The organism is Candidatus Poribacteria bacterium, from assembly GCA_021295715.1.
GTDB lineage: Bacteria > Poribacteria > WGA-4E > WGA-4E > WGA-3G > WGA-3G.
This window is the reverse complement of record JAGWBV010000034.1, coordinates 1-18,633: the sequence shown is the minus strand read 5'-3', so window position 1 is coordinate 18,633 and position 18,633 is coordinate 1. Positions and strand designations below refer to the sequence as shown.

13 protein-coding genes are annotated in these 18,633 nt (G+C 46.9%); 3 read left to right on the top strand and 10 right to left on the bottom strand.

Going from position 1 to position 18,633, the window contains the following annotated elements:
• Nucleotides 1-6: 6 nt before the first annotated feature.
• Complete coding sequence (locus J4G07_10325; protein MCE2414392.1) at nucleotides 7-987, bottom strand: NAD(P)H-quinone oxidoreductase; 981 nt, start codon at nucleotides 985-987, stop codon at nucleotides 7-9.
• A gap of 232 nt (nucleotides 988-1,219) precedes the next feature.
• On the opposite strand from J4G07_10325, the gene J4G07_10320 reads away from it, so the two are divergent.
• Nucleotides 1,220-1,690, top strand: a complete 471-nt coding sequence (locus J4G07_10320) for a DUF86 domain-containing protein (protein MCE2414391.1) — start codon at nucleotides 1,220-1,222, stop codon at nucleotides 1,688-1,690.
• Nucleotides 1,691-1,817: 127 nt separating this feature from the next.
• Here J4G07_10320 and J4G07_10315 read toward each other — a convergent pair whose 3' ends face one another.
• The 9 genes from J4G07_10315 to dnaA form a co-directional block, all read right to left on the bottom strand.
• Complete coding sequence (locus tag J4G07_10315; protein ID MCE2414390.1) at nucleotides 1,818-2,600, bottom strand: hypothetical protein; 783 nt, start codon at nucleotides 2,598-2,600, stop codon at nucleotides 1,818-1,820.
• A gap of 329 nt (nucleotides 2,601-2,929) precedes the next feature.
• The gene (locus J4G07_10310; protein MCE2414389.1) at nucleotides 2,930-3,892 is read right to left on the bottom strand and encodes a hypothetical protein; all 963 of its coding nucleotides are present in this window, start codon (nucleotides 3,890-3,892) and stop codon (nucleotides 2,930-2,932) included.
• 118 nt (nucleotides 3,893-4,010) lie between these two features.
• A complete protein-coding gene (locus J4G07_10305) occupies nucleotides 4,011-5,813 on the bottom strand; it encodes a hypothetical protein (GenBank protein MCE2414388.1) in 1,803 nt (600 codons plus the stop codon).
• A 2-nt stretch (nucleotides 5,814-5,815) separates the two neighbouring features.
• Nucleotides 5,816-7,534: a tetratricopeptide repeat protein gene (locus J4G07_10300; protein ID MCE2414387.1), complete on the bottom strand. Its 1,719-nt coding sequence runs from the start codon at nucleotides 7,532-7,534 to the stop codon at nucleotides 5,816-5,818.
• 123 nt (nucleotides 7,535-7,657) lie between these two features.
• Nucleotides 7,658-10,204, bottom strand: a complete 2,547-nt coding sequence (gyrA, locus tag J4G07_10295) for a DNA gyrase subunit A (GenBank protein MCE2414386.1) — start codon at nucleotides 10,202-10,204, stop codon at nucleotides 7,658-7,660.
• A 330-nt stretch (nucleotides 10,205-10,534) separates the two neighbouring features.
• Entirely contained in the window at nucleotides 10,535-13,039 is a 2,505-nt protein-coding gene (gyrB, locus tag J4G07_10290) for a DNA topoisomerase (ATP-hydrolyzing) subunit B (protein MCE2414385.1), read from the bottom strand.
• 164 nt (nucleotides 13,040-13,203) lie between these two features.
• Entirely contained in the window at nucleotides 13,204-13,713 is a 510-nt protein-coding gene (locus J4G07_10285; GenBank protein MCE2414384.1) for a DUF721 domain-containing protein, read from the bottom strand.
• Nucleotides 13,714-13,780: 67 nt separating this feature from the next.
• On the bottom strand, nucleotides 13,781-15,250 hold the full coding sequence (locus tag J4G07_10280) for a DNA replication/repair protein RecF (GenBank protein ID MCE2414383.1): 1,470 nt from the start codon (nucleotides 15,248-15,250) through the stop codon (nucleotides 13,781-13,783).
• A gap of 388 nt (nucleotides 15,251-15,638) precedes the next feature.
• Nucleotides 15,639-17,030, bottom strand: coding sequence for a chromosomal replication initiator protein DnaA (gene dnaA, locus J4G07_10275; GenBank protein MCE2414382.1), 1,392 nt, complete (start codon nucleotides 17,028-17,030; stop codon nucleotides 15,639-15,641).
• A gap of 556 nt (nucleotides 17,031-17,586) precedes the next feature.
• On the opposite strand from dnaA, the gene rpmH reads away from it, so the two are divergent.
• Nucleotides 17,587-17,721, top strand: a complete 135-nt coding sequence (gene rpmH, locus J4G07_10270; protein ID MCE2414381.1) for a 50S ribosomal protein L34 — start codon at nucleotides 17,587-17,589, stop codon at nucleotides 17,719-17,721.
• A gap of 170 nt (nucleotides 17,722-17,891) precedes the next feature.
• A partial coding sequence (locus tag J4G07_10265; protein ID MCE2414380.1) for a 4-hydroxy-3-methylbut-2-enyl diphosphate reductase occupies nucleotides 17,892-18,633 on the top strand: 742 nt, incomplete at its 3' end.

Sequence of the window (18,633 nt, the reverse complement as noted above, 5' to 3'; positions counted from 1 at the left end):
GGTAAATTAAAAAACCTTTAAAATAATTTTTCCGAAATTTCGATTTGCTTCCATATACGCATGTGCTTTCCCTGCTTCTGCTAATGGGAAAACGGTGTCAATAATGGGTCGGATTTTGCCGCTTTTCAATTCGGGTAACCAGCTGTCCATAAAGCGTTGCGTGACACCAATTTTTTCGTCAATAGATCGAGTTCGCAGGACGGATCCTATCAGCTGGAGCCTTTTACGCATCACCGTGTTGAGGTTAATTTCTGTGACTGAACCGCTGATTAATCCGAGTTGTAAAAGTCTACCCTTTGTTTTAAGCACGGAAAGGTTCCGTTCAAGATAAGTTGCTCCGATAAAGTCCACAACAACATCTACACCTTGTCCATCTGTCAAACGCAGAATCTCGGCAACGAAGTCGGTTTCTTTGTAGTTGATGCCCTCTACCGCGCCGAGTGCTTTGCAATTTTCAATTTTCTCGGAGGTCCCTGCAGTGACAAAAACCTTGGCACCGGCACGATGCGAGATTTGGACACCAGCGGTGCCAACACCACTCCCTCCGGCATGAATCAGGATCGCCTCACCAGTGGATAGTCCGCCTTGGGTGAAAATGTTATCACTTGCTGTGAAAAATACTTCAGGCACAGCGGCGGCTTGTTCAAAAGTCCATTCGTCAGGCATTGGCATTGCCATGCGGTAATCAATGACGGCTTGCTCCGCATAACCGCCACCGCCAACGAGTCCAAAAACTCGGTCTCCTTTTGACACGCCTTTTACAGCACTCCCCATCGCTGAAACGGTGCCAGCGATCTCTAAACCGAGGATCTCAGAGTCCCCCGGCGGTGGCGGATATCCACCGCGTCGTTGAATCATATCGGCTCGATTTAAGGCAGTCGCATGGACATCCACCAAGACTTGTGTTTCTGTTGGATTCGGCGATGGAACTTCGCCTATTTGCAGGACTTCCGGTCCGCCATCACCAGTTCTAATAATCGCTTTCACTGTTTGCACTCCACTTCCTCTTTTAATATTACATCTAATTTTAGCATATTTAGAAAGGTTATACCAAGTTTAAAGATAGGTTTCAGATCTTCAATTAGCAGGGGGTGGATAGCAGAAAAGCGACATAAAACAGATAAGAAAAATAAGTGGGTTACAACTTTTTAAGTTTCTCAGCGTCTAAAATAATTGAACTCTAACAGGACGAAAATCCATACAAGGAAAGGAACAGGAAATGGGAAAAAGAAAAGTTAGAAGCCGAAAGAAAACTGCGAATCGCCGCTTCAATCCCGTAAAAGCGAAGCTGGAATCTATAAATGAATGTTTTGACCAATTACGGTATGGGCTGCCCTCAAATCGAGAAGAGTATATTGAAGCGGACAGGATTACACATTCTTATGTTAAAAGCTGCTTCCTTATGATTATTCAGCGCGCTGTGGACATCAACAACGTTATCATCGAATTTAGTGGACAAACACCGCCACAGCAGAAGCACCAGAGCTTCCGTGCCTTATATCAAAACAAGGCGATCGATCAAGAAACCTTGGATTTTTTCATAACGGCTTTAGATTTCTATGAAAAGATCGCGAATCCCTATCAAGAACTCGCGCCTCCGGAACTATATGATGCGGCCCTCGAACTTTTGAAGCATGGTGAAGTCTACATCCGCCAACTCGAAAATTTCTTTGTAAGCCATTCCCCGTAAAGATAGAACTCACGACTGCTACCGAAGGAAGCTGCCCTGCAAAAAAGAAACGGCGTTTTCGCCCCCACCGAAAGGTGGGGGTTTTCACGCCGAAGATTTGATGCGTTAGAAACCGTTTCTATCCGCTTCAGTTAAACTCAACAATACCGCCTGTCCCTTTGAGCACCATGTCCGGTTTAAGCAGAATCTGCTCTTCGGTTTCCAACTTTAACCCAGTTGGATGAAGAACATAAGCGATTCTGAGGGGGAGATATTTACCTAAATCGGCAAGCCTATCCATACGGCTCTTAAATATTTGCTGTTCGCTCTGCTGGGTCTGATAGGCGTACCAATACTTGAGATACGATCCGATACGGTTGTTGAAAATAATCTTATTGGAGTTTGCATCGATGACCTTGACGCGGGTAAGCCCCCGGGCAGTCAGACGGGTGCGAATATAGGTGGATGTACCGGAAATTCCACCTTGTCTACCCTGTTTCATAAGAAGTTGGTTGTAGTCCTGATTGGTTATCTTCGGTTCTTCCACCCTTCCGATGATAACCATATCGGTGCTGAGTGCCTGTCCGAGTTTCGCTGCCAAGGCAGGATCTGCATAGACCTGCTCCACCGTTAAGCCTAACTCTGTGAGTTTATCTGCAACCGGTTTAACCTTGTTTGAGATGTCATAAACCCATTCTGCTTCTTTGAATATCAGTTCCAGACGGGTTGCGAGGTTCACGCCAATCCGTCCAGCTAACTTGCCAACGTCCTCTGCTGCTCCTGTTTTAGCAAAGAATGGAACAATTGCAATGCGCTTTGCATCCGTAATTGGGGGTGGGGTATCAATGTCAATTTCACCATCATCACTACCACAGCCTGCCATTGCGATGCAGAGAAGCGGTATAATTAGAAGTGTAAAGAAACGTATCACTGAAGTGTGCCTCCTATAATTTTGGGCGTAACTTGAAAGCCAAATTTTTGTAGACTGGGTCAGAAAACCTGTCTCCTATCCCAACCTATAGTTTGCGAGATTTTTGCTGCTCTTGTGTCCACTTAAAAATCTCGTCGGCATGTTCGATGTCTCGGGCGTAAGGGATTTCAGTTTCCTGATGATCAGGTTCATACACCTGTTTCACTATGGGCGCGATTCAGCAATCGCGCCCATATATCGGAAACCAAACTGTGCCATCAAAGCACAATTCGCTTTTGCCCTACATTTTACCAACAGCATATCATAAATTACAGAAATAAGTCAAGCCTTTATCCGATAGCCAATGCTCGAACTTCCCCAAATTCGTGATCAAGCTTGGTCCATGACTCGCCAGAATCTGTACTACGGTAGAGTTGTCCACTCACGCTGCAAGCGATAAGAAGGTCGTTAAACTGTGGATTGTGAGCGAAACACCAGATCGTACTATTTGCTGTTCTACCGATGTCAGCTCGGTTCCACGTCTTCCCAGCATCACGCGTCGAGAAGATTGCCCCTTGATCACCGGGAGGACCATTTCCAGCACCGATAAAGACCTGACCGGCATCGCTGTTGAGGAAAAATGCTGCCCGACAGTAGGGCCATGGATAGTGTGCTTTGACATTTAAGGGTATCCACTGTTGTCCCATGTCTGTCGTTACACAAACATCATTGTTTGTCGCAGCGATGATCGTTTTGGGTGAACCCGGAACCACGCAAAGCCCGTGGATATCGAGGCTACTGAGACCCTCACTTCGCTCAACCCATGTTTCACCACCATCTGTGCTGAGGTGCATACCATCAATCTCAATTCCAGCATAGAGCGTTTGCGAATCTTCAGGGTCAATCACGAAGGTCGTGACGCGTGGGATAATCGGAACACCTTCGCATTCTTGTGCGAGATCAGCGTTGAGCTGCTTCCAACTGTCACCACCGTCAGTGGATTTGAAAAGTGCGGAAGGACACGTACCGGCGTAGAGCGTGTCCGGTGTCCTTGAATCGATAGCGATCGCCCAAACTTCCAAATCATCCATAGGACTTGAGAGACGATGCCAGGATTCGGCGGCATTGTCTGATCGGAAGATACCTTTTTCGGTCCCGGCGTAAAGAACGTTTGAGTCGCTTGGATTCACCGCTATGGCGCGAACATCGGCTTCAGGAAAAAGCTCATTACTCGCCCTGCGCCATGTGTCTCCATTGTCATTACTTCGCCAGACACTTTGTCCAATGGTTCCGGCATAGAGTGTAGGTTGCATTTTTTAACTATGGCCTCCTGGGATGCCCGCCGTTGTCTTCGGGCAGGTTTGTCGTTAACTTGTGACTCGGTCATCTATCTGTGTGGTTAAGAACCGAACCGCAAGGACCAATTAAAAATTAAAAATCGGTTAAGGATCCGGTACCAACGGGTCTCGAATCAAGTGAAACGTGATATATCACCGACTTCGGTTCTATTTCTGGTTCAAGGAGGAACGAGAATCGATACAGACGGTTATCCTGCAGATCCTGTATTATGGGATACATCGCTTGCGCTTCTCGGTAAAGCTGCTCCGTCTTGCTGTCAGAGAGCATCAGCGTTACAGTGGGGGTCAACCCTACGAGGGATTCCGCCGATTCGGCGATGATGTCCCAGTAACGCGGATGCACCGGATTCGGAAGAGCAGCGGTAGTAAAGGTGATATGTGCACCGCGGGTTGCACTATATTGATATGTCAAACTTTGCCCATCGAGATTGATCGCTTCCATTTGTAAACTGGGAACCAGAATGACCTCCGCGGCGGTATTCGATAACATAAGGGAACCGGTATTACCAGCTGACAATTCTATCTCCTTGATATCGACGGTACCCGTGTTATGAAATTCAATTGCATGAACAGCACTACTCGTTGGAGAATTACTTGAGAATCCAAGTGTTAACCCCTCGGCATCTCTAAAGCCGATATACGCCGCCGAAAAATTGCGCAACTGTCCCTGCTGCGTGCCGCTTGGGTAGGCGTCATACCATCGACGAGGCGTGAGAGAAAGTCCGATGGCACGATACTCGGATAAATAGTTAGCCAATTTCCATTCAATGAAGAGGTCAGGAATCGTTTGGGTAATGCCTCGAGATGTGAGCGCATCTGAGATACCGGTGAGCGATGTGCCGCGATTTTGGACAATTTCGATAAGTGTACCTATACCTCCGTACTGCTCATGAAGATAGAGCATCCATAAGAAGGCAGCACCATAGTGTGGAAGCGAGTCTGCGTTTCCCTCGGGCCACGTCACAAGCGAGATAGATGGCATTTTTTCAAACGCTGCTACATGTTCCCGCACAGAATAGCCGCAGAGAAATGAGGCATATACTGCACATCCTTCATCAACCCAGCTGACTTCTCTTGCATCATGCCGCCAATTGAGGAGATGTTGAAATTCATGTGCAATAACATTGTGTGCTCTTTCGCTGTTCGGATTCAGAGGTTGCGTATCAATGTATAGCATCTCTGCTTCGTTACTACGAATTGGGAACCCTCGGAACCCCGGATTTCGGAGTAACCCCTGTTGCTGGTCGGCTGGATTGAAAAACCCCGCTGTGTAACGGTCAGCACCGCGTGCATCCTGAATGTTGAGCAGCAGTAAGACAATCCTGCCATTTCCGTCAATATCGGGTGGAACTCCGAAGAGCTTCGTCAATGTCGGATAAATTCCTTGCTGTGGATTCGCTGGCGTCGCGGCATCAAAAGCGCGGATTATTGCCTGAACGGTTCGAGCGGTAACCCGTGTGTTCCACTCAGCTTCCTCAACGAAAACGTAGCAGAAACTGCCTACACCGCGGAGAACGGCGGAGACGGTGTACTGTTGCATGCTTCTAAAATCAGGGGCGAAGAAGGTGCGTTCTGTACCAATTGGCAAAGCTGGCGCAGCAGGCAAGGCAGGAGCATTTGGCTGTCGGGTATCGACTGTCGGAAATCGTCGGTTAAGAGGTTTTTGTATAACAAAGTCCTCTTGCTGAAGGCTGATCGCCGACTGCTGACGGCTATTTGATAAATGCGGTGTCCCACAGATATATGAATCGGCGTTACAAACCTCTTCTACACAGGGATACCCGAAAAGCAGTAATGCGATGAGCGAAAACCTCGCAAGCACACCACCAGCAAAGAGCGAATGTGGATATGAGATTCTAACGAGGGATTTATGCATGGTTATCGGCTTTCAGGGGCATCACTATCGGAAACCGTCGGCTGATTGAAACCGTTCTCCCGACCACCGACCCCTGATTGCTGAAGGCTTCTTTCAAGTTTCTGGCGTAGTTCAGCGTTATTGGGTTCAAGGAGGACTGCTTGCTCCAAAGTTTGCAAAGCTTTCTGTTTCAAGCCTTTTCCAAGATAAGCGTCAGCGAGATGCAAGAGAATTTCAGGTGTATCGGGTAGATAGTGGAGCGCCTGCTCCAGGTTTTCTATAGCTGCATCAAGTTTTCCCTGTTTAAAGTAGATGAGTCCCAAACTATCAAGATATGCTCCAGATTTCGGCACGCTTTTGAGTGCTCGGCGCACTAAAGCTGCGGCTTCATCTAAATTAATACCTTGCTCTGCATAGAGATATCCTAATGCGTTGTAGGCATCCGGCAATTCTTCTTCAGCAGATAACTCAATTGCCCGACGGAGATAAATTTCAGCGCGTTTCACATCGTCTTGCATTTGATACGCCATTCCTATACCGGAAAGCGCAGGGACATATTTATCATTGGTAGATAGGATCTTCGTAAAAGTTTGGACGGCTTTCCGAGGGACATTGAATTTGAGGTATATTTGTCCGAGGGTGTAGCGTGCCTCTTGGATACGGTTCGCTAATTCGATACGTTCGCTACTTCTCGTCCGGAAACCGGTACGAGTTCGTTTTGCCCGTTCTTCCAACAAATTGATTGCGCGCGTGATATGGAATTCAGATTGCTCAAAGTCATTTTGCGCCTGATATGCGAGGCTAATGCCTTGGTGCGCTTCAATTTCTTCTTCACTGACATTAGGCGTAGCGCGTTCCCTCACACCATTCGTCTCCAACTGTCCTTCAAGTGGTGGCAAAACAGAGAGGAAAGTTTTTATCGCTGCAGGATAATCGCCAGCTTGAAGGTGAAGCTGCCCAAGCCGATTTCGGGCACTTTTCTGTTCGGGTCGAATAGTGACAACTCTTTCGTAGGACTGGACAGCCTCATCGAGCCGGTTTTGACTTTTATAGAGTTCAGCGAGTTCCCGATAATATCGGTCATCATAAGGAATAATGCGTGTCAGTGCCTTGAAGGACGTAATGGCAAGTTCAGTATCGCCGAGATCACGTGCCATACTACCAAGGTAGAAGTAAGCCTTATTGTGATCGGGATCTAAATCGACCACGCGTTTTAGGGTATCAAACATCTCCTTTTGTAGCGTGTTAAGTCTTCTACCGTTTCTGTTCCGTTCCATTTGATACAGAAATCGCTCGGTTACTATTTGGGCAAGAACCCATGTTGCCTTTACATTGTCAGAATTCAGTTCAATAGCTGTTTTCGCGTCCTCTTCTGCCCCATTGATATCCTGCAATTTAGGATACCGAAGTGAGGCACGTTCGGCATAGATAAAACTCACTTCCTCTGCAGATAGGAGTCCATCTTCGAGAAGGGTGGTGGCATCATCAATTTCCTCAATCAAGGCATCGTAGAGAGCTTTGCTTTTTGGGATGCTGCGCTCGCCTGTTCTGTAGTATGTCGCCCACATTAACTTGGTATAAAGTCCTGCGACGCGGGTCATATTTGAATTCAATCCTGCATCAGCATCAGGGAGTATCACCAATTCAGGTGTTTCACCTCCGGTTTGCGCTTGCAAATTGGAGCCCAAAGGGAGACATACTATGATTAAAACAAGGATTGAGATCGCTTTAAAATGTTTCATTGTTTCTTAGCCGTCGGCTATCGGCTATCGGCTCTTAGCCATCAATTGTAAGGGGTTATGGTTCACAAATACCCTCTTAACTGATTGCTGATTGCTGACCGCTATTTTTCCGACAACCACTCCTTAGGAATCTGATTCTTCCTCAAGTAGGGCGGATGAGAATTCGATCTTGGCTGCGTCGACAAGTTTTTCGTCTGTTTGGAGTGCCATGATTCGCACACCTTGGGTGTTACGCCCAATACGTCGAATGTCCCCGACCGCCGTCCGGGTGACATATCCGTTTGAACTAATGAGTACAAGTTCATCAATATTTGCGACGCGTTTTGCAGCGACAACCGCCCCATTTCGGGCAGATTTCCCGATGGCGATAATGCCTTTTCCACCGCGTTTTTGAGAACGATAGGCAGAGACCGCTGTCCGCTTACCGTACCCATTTTCTGTAACAATCAATAAAGTATCGTCTTCTCTGGAAGCAGCTGTGTCTTCCTCTGTTTCCAGTGTTTCGCTCTTAACAATAACCATTTGTGCAACGAAATCTTCGTCGCCAAGTTCTATACCTCGCACGCCTCGCGTGTTGCGTCCAAGAGGTCTTGCATCTTTTTCACTGAAACGAATCGCAACCCCTTTGTGGGTGACAAGAATGACATCGGAATCACCGTCCGTTACTTGTGCACCGATAAGTTTATCACCATCGTCAAGATTAACGGCGATAATGCCGCTTGACAGCGTATTCTCAAAACTGGAAAGTTCTGTTTTTTTGACGATACCTCGCTGCGTTGACATGAAGACGAATGCCTCTGCTGCAACTTCATCCATTGCAACCTCGCCGGCATCCGCCCCTTCACTTTTGCGACTAAGGGTTTTAGGCGGGACAGTAACATAGGCTGTGATATTCTCACCTTTTGATAAGCGGAGTAGGTTGACGACTGCGCGCCCGACTGATTGGCGACTGGCTTCAGGAATTTGATAGACTTTAAGTGTATAACATTTGCCCAAATCTGTAAAGAACAGAATATTTTGATGGGCAGTGGCGACGAAGATGTGTTCCAAAAAATCGCCATCTTTTCGCGCAGCGCCGCGGATCCCGACACCACCGCGATGCTGCTTCTGATAGGTGTCCATAGGTAACCGTTTGATGTAGCCGGAATGGGAGAGTGTGACGACCATCTCTTCGTCAGCGATGAGGTCTTCGACCTCAAATTCCCTGACTTCACCCGTGATTTCAGTCCGACGCTCATCCCCATATTTCTCTTTGAGGGTTTCGAGTTCCGTTCGGATAATATCTGTTATCAACGTTTCGTCGGCAAGAATCGCGCGAAATTCGGCGATATGATCAAGGAGTTCTGTATATTCATCGTGAATTCGCTGGCGTTCGAGTCCCGTCAGCTGCCGGAGCGTCATCGTGAGAATTTCTCTCGCCTGCTGCTCGCTGAGTTGATAGGTTTCACGGAGTTCCGCTTCTGCTGTTTGCGGTGATTCTGCCGTTTGAACAATCTCTATAATTGCCTCGAGGTTTTGCAGTGCCAAGAGGTATCCCTCTAAAATGTGATTTCTACGTTCGGCACGGGCAAGTTCAAATTGCGTCCGCCGCCGGACCACATCCCTGCGGTGGTCAAGGTAGTGACTGATGATTTCCTCGAGTGTTAGAACCTTCGGAAGTCCCTCCACAAGGCAGAGAAGATTCGCACTGAAGTTCATCTGCATCTGCGTATGTTTATACAGTTGATTCAGGATAACCTGTGCGATTTCGCCGCGTTTGAGGGGTATAACGATGCGAATTTCCTTGTCTGACTCGTCTCGGATATCGTTGATTCCAGTAATGGTTTTACTGACAACAAGGTCATACATCCGCTGTAACAATTGATTTTTCTTAACCTGATAAGGAATCTCGGTTATGACGATTTGTTCCCGGTCTCCTCCGCGCCCTGAAAATCTTTCTATGACTGCTTTGGCTCGGATAGTGATGCTTCCCTTACCTGTAGTATACATCTGCTGGATACCAGGAGTGCCGACAATAATACCTGCGGTAGGGAAGTCGGGTCCGAGGATGTGTTCCATGAGCGTTTCTGAAGTGGCATCTGGATCCGTGAGCTTATGAAGCAGCGCGTCAACAACCTCAGTGAGGTTGTGCGGTGGTATTCGGGTAAGGTAACCAACACCTATACCTGTTGTGCCATTGATGAGCAAATTCGGTAGCAGCCCCGGAAGAACTGTCGGTTCTTCGAGAGAGTCTTTATAGTTAGGTTGGAAATCAACGACCTGTTTTTCAATGTCAGTGAGCATCTCACTGGCAATAACAGAAAGTCGGCATTCCGTATAGCGCATCGCCCCCGGCGGATCGTCGTCAATACTCCCGAAGTTGCCCTGTCCGTCTATTAACGGATAGCGTATACTAAACGGCTGTGCTAAACCAACGAGAGTCCCGTAAATGGGACCATCACCGTGTGGGTGGTAGTTCTTCATCACCTCCCCAACAACGGCAGCGCATTTGTCATAAGGTCGATTGGCAGTGAGATTTATCTGTCCCATCGCGTAAATAATTCGACGGGTACTCGGTTTGAGACCATCGCGGACATCGGGTATCGCACGATTGGTATTGACGCTCATCGCGTAGGTAAGATACGATGTCGTCAGTTCATTTTCTATGTTTCGTTCTTGGATATTTTCCATATTTTTTAACTTTCCTTGCGGTTCGGTGAGGTAGGTTGGCTACGGTTTTTGTATTATATAGGACTTACGCAGGTTGATCTTTTGTAGCATGATGCACGTCGCATCTGGGCGAGTACGCCGCCAACCTGTTAGGTTGTGCCACGAGAGTGCCTGTGTTTTTTTTGGAGTTTAGCCTCTAACGGAGCGTCATATCGTCAAAATTGTGTAAGTCCTATTATCTTTAATTTTATCACCGAACCGCGTAGCCTGCAACACCGGCGCAGGCGGGTTTGAGAAACGCACGCAAAAGTTCTAACGCACGCAATTTCTCCGCAAGGTATAATTAAAATATTAGGCACCGTATAAATCAAGATTTACCTGAGTCCCGTAGCGTTCTATGAATTCGCGTCGAGGTTCAACGACATCCCCCATGAGAAGTGTAAAAACACGGTCAGCTTCGACAGCGTCTTCAAGCGTTACTCTCAGCAGGATTCGGTCGTCTTGGCGCATAGTGGTGTCGCGTAGTTGATCAGCGTTCATTTCGGCTAAGCCTTTGTATCGAGTAATTGTGAGACCGCGATGTTCTATCTGAAAGAGATGTTGCACGAGTGAGAAAATGTCGTCTGCATGGTAGGCATCGCCGTTTTCCGACTGAACGCTAAACAATTTTTGGCTTTTTGATGCGCCGGATCCATTCGATTCGTCTGGGGAGCGGAAGTCTGTCTCCTGGATGTCAAACTCGGCGAGTTTCTCGAGCTCACGGCGCAGTTCGTGATGCCAAGTTCGTGGGGTAGCGTCTCCCATGTTCAACTTGTCGGTCTTTTCCTCAGTTGTACTGTGCTCGGCATCTCCGAAGAGCGTTGTTTGCGTGTCAGTAGCGGGAGCTGGATCCTCGTCGGGCACCTCCTGTGCTACGGTTAGAGGATCATTTACCTGAACAAGAGACACGTCAACAAGCATGGAAAGTAGTTTATCTACTTTGTCGGATGTGTCTGCTGGATCTGGAGTCTCACTCCGCAAACTTGAGAGAGGCACGCCGCTTCGGTTAATTTGATTAATGAGACTTTGGATCCTGCGGACAGCACTGGCGATGGTCCGATATTCCGATGACGTATAAGGCGTGTTCCGCCGAGCGTTTGTTATCTGGACAGTATCAAGTGCTAAGGTGAGGAGGTAATCTTCCATTTCTTCATCATCTTGTAGATACTGTGAACTTCTGCCCTTTCTCACTTGATAAAGTGGCGGTTGGGCAATGTAGAGATGCCCAGCGGCGATGAGTTCCGGCATCTGACGGAAAAAAAACGTTAAAAGCAACGTTCGGATGTGAGCACCATCAACATCGGCATCCGCCATAATGATAATTTTGGCGTAGCGTAGTTTTTCGAGGCTGAACTCTTCAGCACCGATCCCTGTTCCCAATGCCGTGATGATGTCAATAACTTGGGCGTTTCTGAGGATTTTGTCGAGTCTCGCCTTGTCTACGTTGATACCTTTACCTTTAAGCGGGAGGACTGCTTGGTTCTGTCGATCCCTTCCCTGTTTGGCGGTCCCACCGGCGGAATCTCCTTCGACAAGAAAGAGTTCGGTTTTCGATGAGTCGCGTTCGGAACAGTCAGCGAGTTTTCCGGGCATAGATGCCGAGTCGAGGACACTTTTGCGACGGACCACTTCTCTGGCACTCCGGGCGGCTTCACGTGCTCGCGCAGCATCAATAGATTTTTGGATGATACGTTTGGAGACCGACGGATTTTCTTCCAAAAGCGTTTTGAGACGTGAACCAACAAAACTCTGAACGATTCCTTCGACCTCTGTGTTTCCGAGTTTGGACTTCGTTTGCCCCTCGAATTGTGGATCAGGAACTTTGACACTGATGACCGCGGTTATTCCTTCGCGGATGTCTTCACCCGTGAGGTCTACTTTGGCACTTCGTAGGAGATCGTTAGCGGTGGCGTAGGTTTTGAAAGCGCGGGTAACAGCACTCTTAAAGCCGCTCTCGTGAAATCCCCCTTCGGCGGTGCGGATGTTATTGGCGTAGGAACTAATGTTTTCTGTATAGGTCGTATTAAACTGAAAGGCGATCTCTACTGCGATCTCTGATTCAACACCCTCTATGTAGATCGGCTCGGGGTGCAGGACTTCTTTGTTTTGATTATAGTAAGTAACGAAGGAGGCGATCCCACCATCGTATTGAAAGGCACTCGGTTCCGAATTTTCATCATCGCGTGTATCGTGAAGTTGAATGCGTACGCCTTTGTTGAGGAAGGCGAGTTCTCTAAGCCTGTCCCGAAGGACATCGTGTGAAAAGTCGAGCGTGTCAAATATTTCGGAGTCAGGCATGAATGTGGTCTGAGTGCCTGATTTCCTGCTCTTACCGGTTTTCTCTACGGGGGTCTGCGGAATACCACGCTCGTAGCGTTGTTCGTAGATATCTCCATTTTGATAGACTTGAACATGGAGCCATTCAGAGAGGGCATTGACACAGGAAGCACCAACACCGTGCAAACCGCCAGCGGTTTGGTAGCCGACCTGTTCTCGACCATCAAATTTGCCGCCAGCGTGCAGTGTGGTCATGACGACTTCAAGGGCGGAAACTCCTGTCGCGTGCGTATCAACAGGAATGCCTCGACCGTCATCACTGACAGTTACACTACCATCGCGATGAAGTTTAACTTCGACGTGTGTTCCGTAACCGGCACCTATTTCGTCTATGGAGTTGTCAACTAATTCTGTGACGAGATGGTGTAATCCGGCGGGACCCGTGCTGCCGATATACATACTTGGACGTTTTCTGACGGCTTCAAGCCCTTCAAGGATTTGTATATCGCTTGCTGTATATGTTCGTGCTTTTTTTGACATTTTTAATGTAGTTCCTCGCTGTGAATTACCCTAACGGGTATGGTTTGATTTGCAGTGGGAATTTTTAGTAGGGTTGGTCCCCGTTTTTTGGAAAATTCCTTGTATACCTCCTTACGCGTACGTTACTTAACGTAATTAAATTGTACCCTATTTCAACAATTTTGTCAAGGTTCATCCTTACTTTGCGTAGTGAATAGCTGCCACAAGGATTCTCTGAGTTGGGGATCGGAAACGCTTGCCAGAGTTTGTTCAATTTTCTCTAATTGTTCAGGTGTGACTTGGCGGATGTTACGATTCATGGTAGCGTTTCCTTTTAAAGCTTTTGCACTTGAAGGCTTATCTTCAGTCTCATGAGATTCTGCAGAGCGAAGTGGGCGTATTTCTATCCGCAAGTCTGTGAGCGCGGATTGTCCTAATTCAGCGTTTATGTCGGCTAAGATCTTCGGCTTATGGAACGACAAGGCTGTTTTATAAGCAGGATATTCTGTATAAATTTTCAGGATACCATCTGACAACGACACGGGCACAGTTTTGGTGCTAAGGGGCATGCTAATGTGGGTCCGAAGGTATTTCGCCCAAAGCACGAAAACTTTTTGCTCAAGCATCTTAGGCTCAAGATCGCGTTTTCGGATGAGCTCAGCGAGAAGGTGGTGTAAGTTACGGGTTTTGTCCATTTTTTTAACGATTGACTTTTGGCGGTTGTTTCACTTCGTTCCGTAACGGTTTTCAGTGAATCCAAAGTTACTCATCATTTAAAATTACTTTCGAGGCTTGGTCTATCTGGGCATTTTCTACTGTTAAAACGTTTGGTTGGTTTAGGTGGTGCACGAGTGGCTCAGCATGGGTCGCAGTGATGAAGGTTTGCGCGCTCAAATTTTGGAGGACGTTTAATAGGTATTCCGTTCGCTTGTAATCTAATTCTGAGGTGACATCGTCGAGAAGGACGATCGGATCCTGCCCCGTTATGGCTCGGATTAACTCTAATTCTGCCAGTTTGAGTGCTAACGCTATCGTCCGTTGCTGACCCTGAGATCCGTAAGCTCGCGCGCCTTCTCGAAATGTTCCGATTTCGGATGTTGGAAATGGATTTTGACTTTCGGACTGTTCCGCGTCGATCTCCGTCTCCTCAGCGCCTGCGACTTTCAAGCAATTTTCGCTTTCCGGATCAGGACTGGGTGTTGCAGACGCGTTCTCCAATTCGATGAGAAAATCGTCGCGGTGCGGTCCGACGAGGGTTGTACCTCTCTGTAAATCAGCACCGCGTGATGCGTTTAAAGCCGCGTCGAAATCCTTTTCTATCTCGGTTTCGGTTTTGGTTTGAAGGTACCCAATCTCTGGTTCCTCTAATTTTCCGGTGTCTTTATCTGTTGTACTGTGTGCATTATGCCTTGACATATTGCTCCGCACCAGTGAGGAGCAATATGTCAAGGCGATGCTTTCTTTACCACCAGTGAGTTTTTGGTGGTTTTGCATGGCGTAATCTTTCAGTTGGTAAAAAATTTCTAATCGCTTTATGATAATTGCAGTGCCGTGTGCAATTAAAAGTTTGTCCCAGGCATCTAACTGTGCTGCGTCCACTAACGTTGTCCGAATTTGTTTAAGAAGTTCGTTTCGTTGCCTGAGAACCAGTCTATATTCCTGCAAATTTTTTAGGTAGATGCTGTCGATTTGTGAGATGAGTAAGTCTAAAAACCTTCGACGTTCTGCGGGACCGCCTTTCACCAATACCAGTGACTCCGGTGAGAAGAGCACCGCATTAAACTGTCCAATCCATTCAGAGCGTTTCGTTTGAAGCACACCATTCTTTTTAAGTTTAAACTGTCCACGTGTCCGCTTCGTCGCCTCAAGCGACATCATATCATTATTATTCGTTCCTAACGTTCCTTTGAGATAAAATCCCATTTCGTTGTGCCGAATGAGTTCACCATCGCGAGTTGCTCGATGTGATTCAGCAGTACACAGGAAATAGATTGCTTCGAGTAGACTCGTTTTCCCTTGCGCGTTGCCGCCAATAATTAGATTGACAGGCTTGGAAAAACTCACTTCGCAGTCGACATAATTGCGGAAATTGCGGAGAATAATATTATTTAGCAGCATGTGTTTGAGGGGTGTAACATGAGATTGATACCGTTTCTCGGTGTCGTGCGTAAATTTTTGGACCCCGTAACTTTTCTGGAAGTTGTTAATAATTTTTTCGTATATTGTTAACAACTTTTTTAATCCTGCTTAACCTCTTCTTGAATTCTGAAGTTATCCACAACCCTATTAATTGTACTAATTACGATATATATATTATATACTGTAGTAGTAGTAATAGGGGCTGTGGATAAGTGGATAACTCGCTTAAACCCTTGTGACCATTGACAAGTGCCTGTGGATAACCTGTGGATAACTTTTTGACTTATCCACAGGTTATCCACAGACGCTAAGAATTTTTGACTTATCCACAAGTTATCCACAAGTTATCCACAAAGAACAACAGAGTTATCCACAAGTTATCCACAGGTTATCCACAGGTTTAAAGAGCATTTTAAGACTGAAAAAGGGACGACTGCGAGCGGAAAAGTGGAAATTCGGAGGGTAGTCCTCTCGGATTTTGTTAACGGAATTGATTAATTAATTGGAGGATCGTTTGTCGCTCTTCGTCATTTTCCTCAGTCAATTTTTCTATTTGTCTGCAAGCATGGATAACAGTGGTATGATCTTCCCTATTAAACGCCTGTGCAATATTTGAATATGACATTGCTGTCAGTTCTCTACACATGTACATAGCGATCTGACGCGCTTGCACCAATTCCTTTGTCCGTTTCTGGGATACGAGTTCCTCTGTTTGAATTCCAAAGTAATCGGCAACAGTTGCTTGGATTGCTCTCGACGTGGCAGTTTTTCGGTGTCGAATGGGTGAAGGGGGCCCGATATCACTGAGAACCTGCCGTGCGAAGTCTAAGGTCAAATCTTCTTTGAGGATTGTCGCTTGCGCAATTAACCGCACAAGGGTTCCTTCAAGTTCTCGGATATTGGTTCTAACCACTTCAGCGATGTAACTGAGCACATCATCAGGGAGGTTCTCCAACCCTTGGTCTCGGCATTTTTGTCGGAGAATAGCGATCCGTATTTCGAATTGTGGCATGCTGATTTCGGCGACCATGCCTGATTGGAACCGAGATTGGAGGCGTTCTTCAAGGTTTACGAGGTTGTCAGGTGTTCGGTCACTGCTCATGACTATCTGGTTTGAGTTCATGTGAAGGGCGTTAAAGGTATTAAAGAACTCCTCTTGTGTCCCCTCCTTGGCTTGTAAGAACTGTATGTCATCAATCAAGAGCATATCTGCGGTTCGGTATTTTGTCCGGAAACCTTGTGCGGATCCGCGATTGACGATGGACTCGACGTACTCGTTCATAAAGGTTTCTGATGTGACGTAGAGGACTTTCTTATCGGGTTGGTATGCTAAGAGTCGATTCCCGATTGCGTGTAGCAGATGGGTTTTTCCCAATCCCACACCGCCATAGATAAAGAGCGGGTTATAATCGCGTCCGGGATTTTCCGAGACCGCTAAGGCAGTGGCGTGACAAATCATATTGCTGGAACCAACAATGAATCTATCGAATCGATAGTTCGGATTCAACCCTGTTTCATCCTGTATTGATGGTGCAGAGGCATGCGTGTGAGATGTTCGATTTGCATCGGGCAATTGGTTAAAATTCTCTTTGTTCTGCGTTTTTCTGGAGTCTTCGTTGCCCTCGGACGTGGGTTCGTCTACGGTAAGAATTAGGGCACATTGTGCCCCGATGAGCGTTGCCAATGCCCGTTGTATATCAACCCGAAAACGCTCCTCAATCCTTGCCCGCGTGTACGCAGACGGAACGGCTATATTCAACGCATCCGCTGTAATTGACAGCGGAACCGCTTGGTGAAGGTAGACATCCTGCCTTGCTGTATCACTGAGTTTTTCCAATATTTCCAGCCAAATTTCATTTGGGGTGTGCCGCATGAGCATATTTCCTGTAAGAAACTATGATAAAATCATGATACCGTTCTTATGAAAAAATTATTACTTATGAAAAATATCATACCATTCTATTGCAGAAATGTCAACATTTTATTTTTTAATTTTTCCTTACGGAGAAACAACGGGTGTTAAGACTTTAACGTGCGTTTCTTAAATCCGCCTGCGCCGTTGTTGCAGGCTACGAGCATTGTTAGCCTGGAAATCTCATGTTGCAATTTCCGCTTATTCTGGACTGAAATCGAAATTTGATCAAATTCGGTGTCAAAGCCCCCATGTTTTAGCTGGGGGTCTATCACCAAGTCGATTCTTTGAAGTTAAGCAAGCCGGACGAAAAATTTGACAAACATCCATAAATAAGGTATCATTTTAAAGCCAAGTGTAACATCATTCTGGCAATACATTTTTTTAACGATTAACCCTAACTGCGAAGCCTGAAAGAATCAGGGTTACAAATCCTTCCCGCAATGGAAGGCAGATATAGAACACAGTTTGTGAAACCCTCAACTGTGCTGACCCAACCGCAAGGAACATAAAAAACATGAAGCGCACATATCAACCGCATCGTCGGAAACGAAAAAATAAAATGGGTTTCCGGAAACGGATGTCTACTCGGCATGGTAGACAAACCATTGCACGCCGTCGCGCCAAGGGACGAAAAGTCCTGAGTGCCTAAAAATGGTTATCGGTTCGCGTTGCTACGCACCCCTTTCCTCTGAAAACCGACCTACTGCTGTGCACAAGGGACTGCCCCTACAGGGAAAATCCCTTCAACCCAACTGACAATACTATCAAACTCAACTTGACACAGCACTACGTTGTTTAACTGCAAGGTAAAATTAAAAAATGCCGCGGACTTTTAAACTCCCTCATTTCTATCACAGTCCGGTGATTTCCGTCGTTAAACATGCGCGCCGAGAGATGGATGCCCGAAAGCGAGACCTTTCGCCGACTTTATTGGATTTCGGACCCGTCCGCTTTAAAATCGCCCGCCATTTTGGATTCTGCTACGGCGTTGAAAACGCTATTGAAATTGCCTATCAGGCGTTGGCAGAAAACCCAGACAAGCGTATCTTTCTACTCTCCGAAATTATCCACAATCCGCATGTCAACGAAAACCTGAAAGAGCGCGGCGTCCAGTTTCTGATGGATACCGCTGGAACGCCACTCCTTCCCTTCGATATTCTAATGCCTGACGATGTTGTCATCGTTCCTGCCTTTGGGACAACTCTTGAAGTAGAACAGGCACTCAGAGCGCGCGGTGTTACCCTCACGGCATATAACACGACGTGTCCGTTCGTTGAAAAAGTTTGGCGGCGGAGTGAGGAAATCGGAAAGCAGGAGTACACTGTTGTAATCCACGGAAAACGTTACCATGAAGAAACTCGGGCGACATTTTCCCATGCCCAAGCAGGCGCGCCTGTTGTCGTTGTTCGTGACCTTTCGGAGGCTCAGGCTTTAGCCACGGTGATATCGGGTGAAAAAGATGCGGCGTTCTTCTTTGAAAAGTTTGCAGACCGATTCTCTCCGGGTTTTGATCCCACTGTCCACCTCAAGCGTATCGGTGTTGTCAACCAGACGACGATGC

Coding starts and splice junctions, on each gene's coding strand:
- J4G07_10320 (MCE2414391.1), top strand. CDS start 1,220: ATGGGAAAAAGAAAAGTTAGAAGCCGAAAGAAAACTGCGAATCGCCGC.
- J4G07_10310 (MCE2414389.1), bottom strand. CDS start 3,892: ATGCAACCTACACTCTATGCCGGAACCATTGGACAAAGTGTCTGGCGA.
- J4G07_10305 (MCE2414388.1), bottom strand. CDS start 5,813: ATGCATAAATCCCTCGTTAGAATCTCATATCCACATTCGCTCTTTGCT.
- J4G07_10300 (MCE2414387.1), bottom strand. CDS start 7,534: ATGAAACATTTTAAAGCGATCTCAATCCTTGTTTTAATCATAGTATGT.
- gyrA (MCE2414386.1), bottom strand. CDS start 10,204: ATGGAAAATATCCAAGAACGAAACATAGAAAATGAACTGACGACATCG.
- gyrB (MCE2414385.1), bottom strand. CDS start 13,039: ATGTCAAAAAAAGCACGAACATATACAGCAAGCGATATACAAATCCTT.
- J4G07_10285 (MCE2414384.1), bottom strand. CDS start 13,713: ATGGACAAAACCCGTAACTTACACCACCTTCTCGCTGAGCTCATCCGA.
- dnaA (MCE2414382.1), bottom strand. CDS start 17,030: ATGCGGCACACCCCAAATGAAATTTGGCTGGAAATATTGGAAAAACTC.
- rpmH (MCE2414381.1), top strand. CDS start 17,587: ATGAAGCGCACATATCAACCGCATCGTCGGAAACGAAAAAATAAAATG.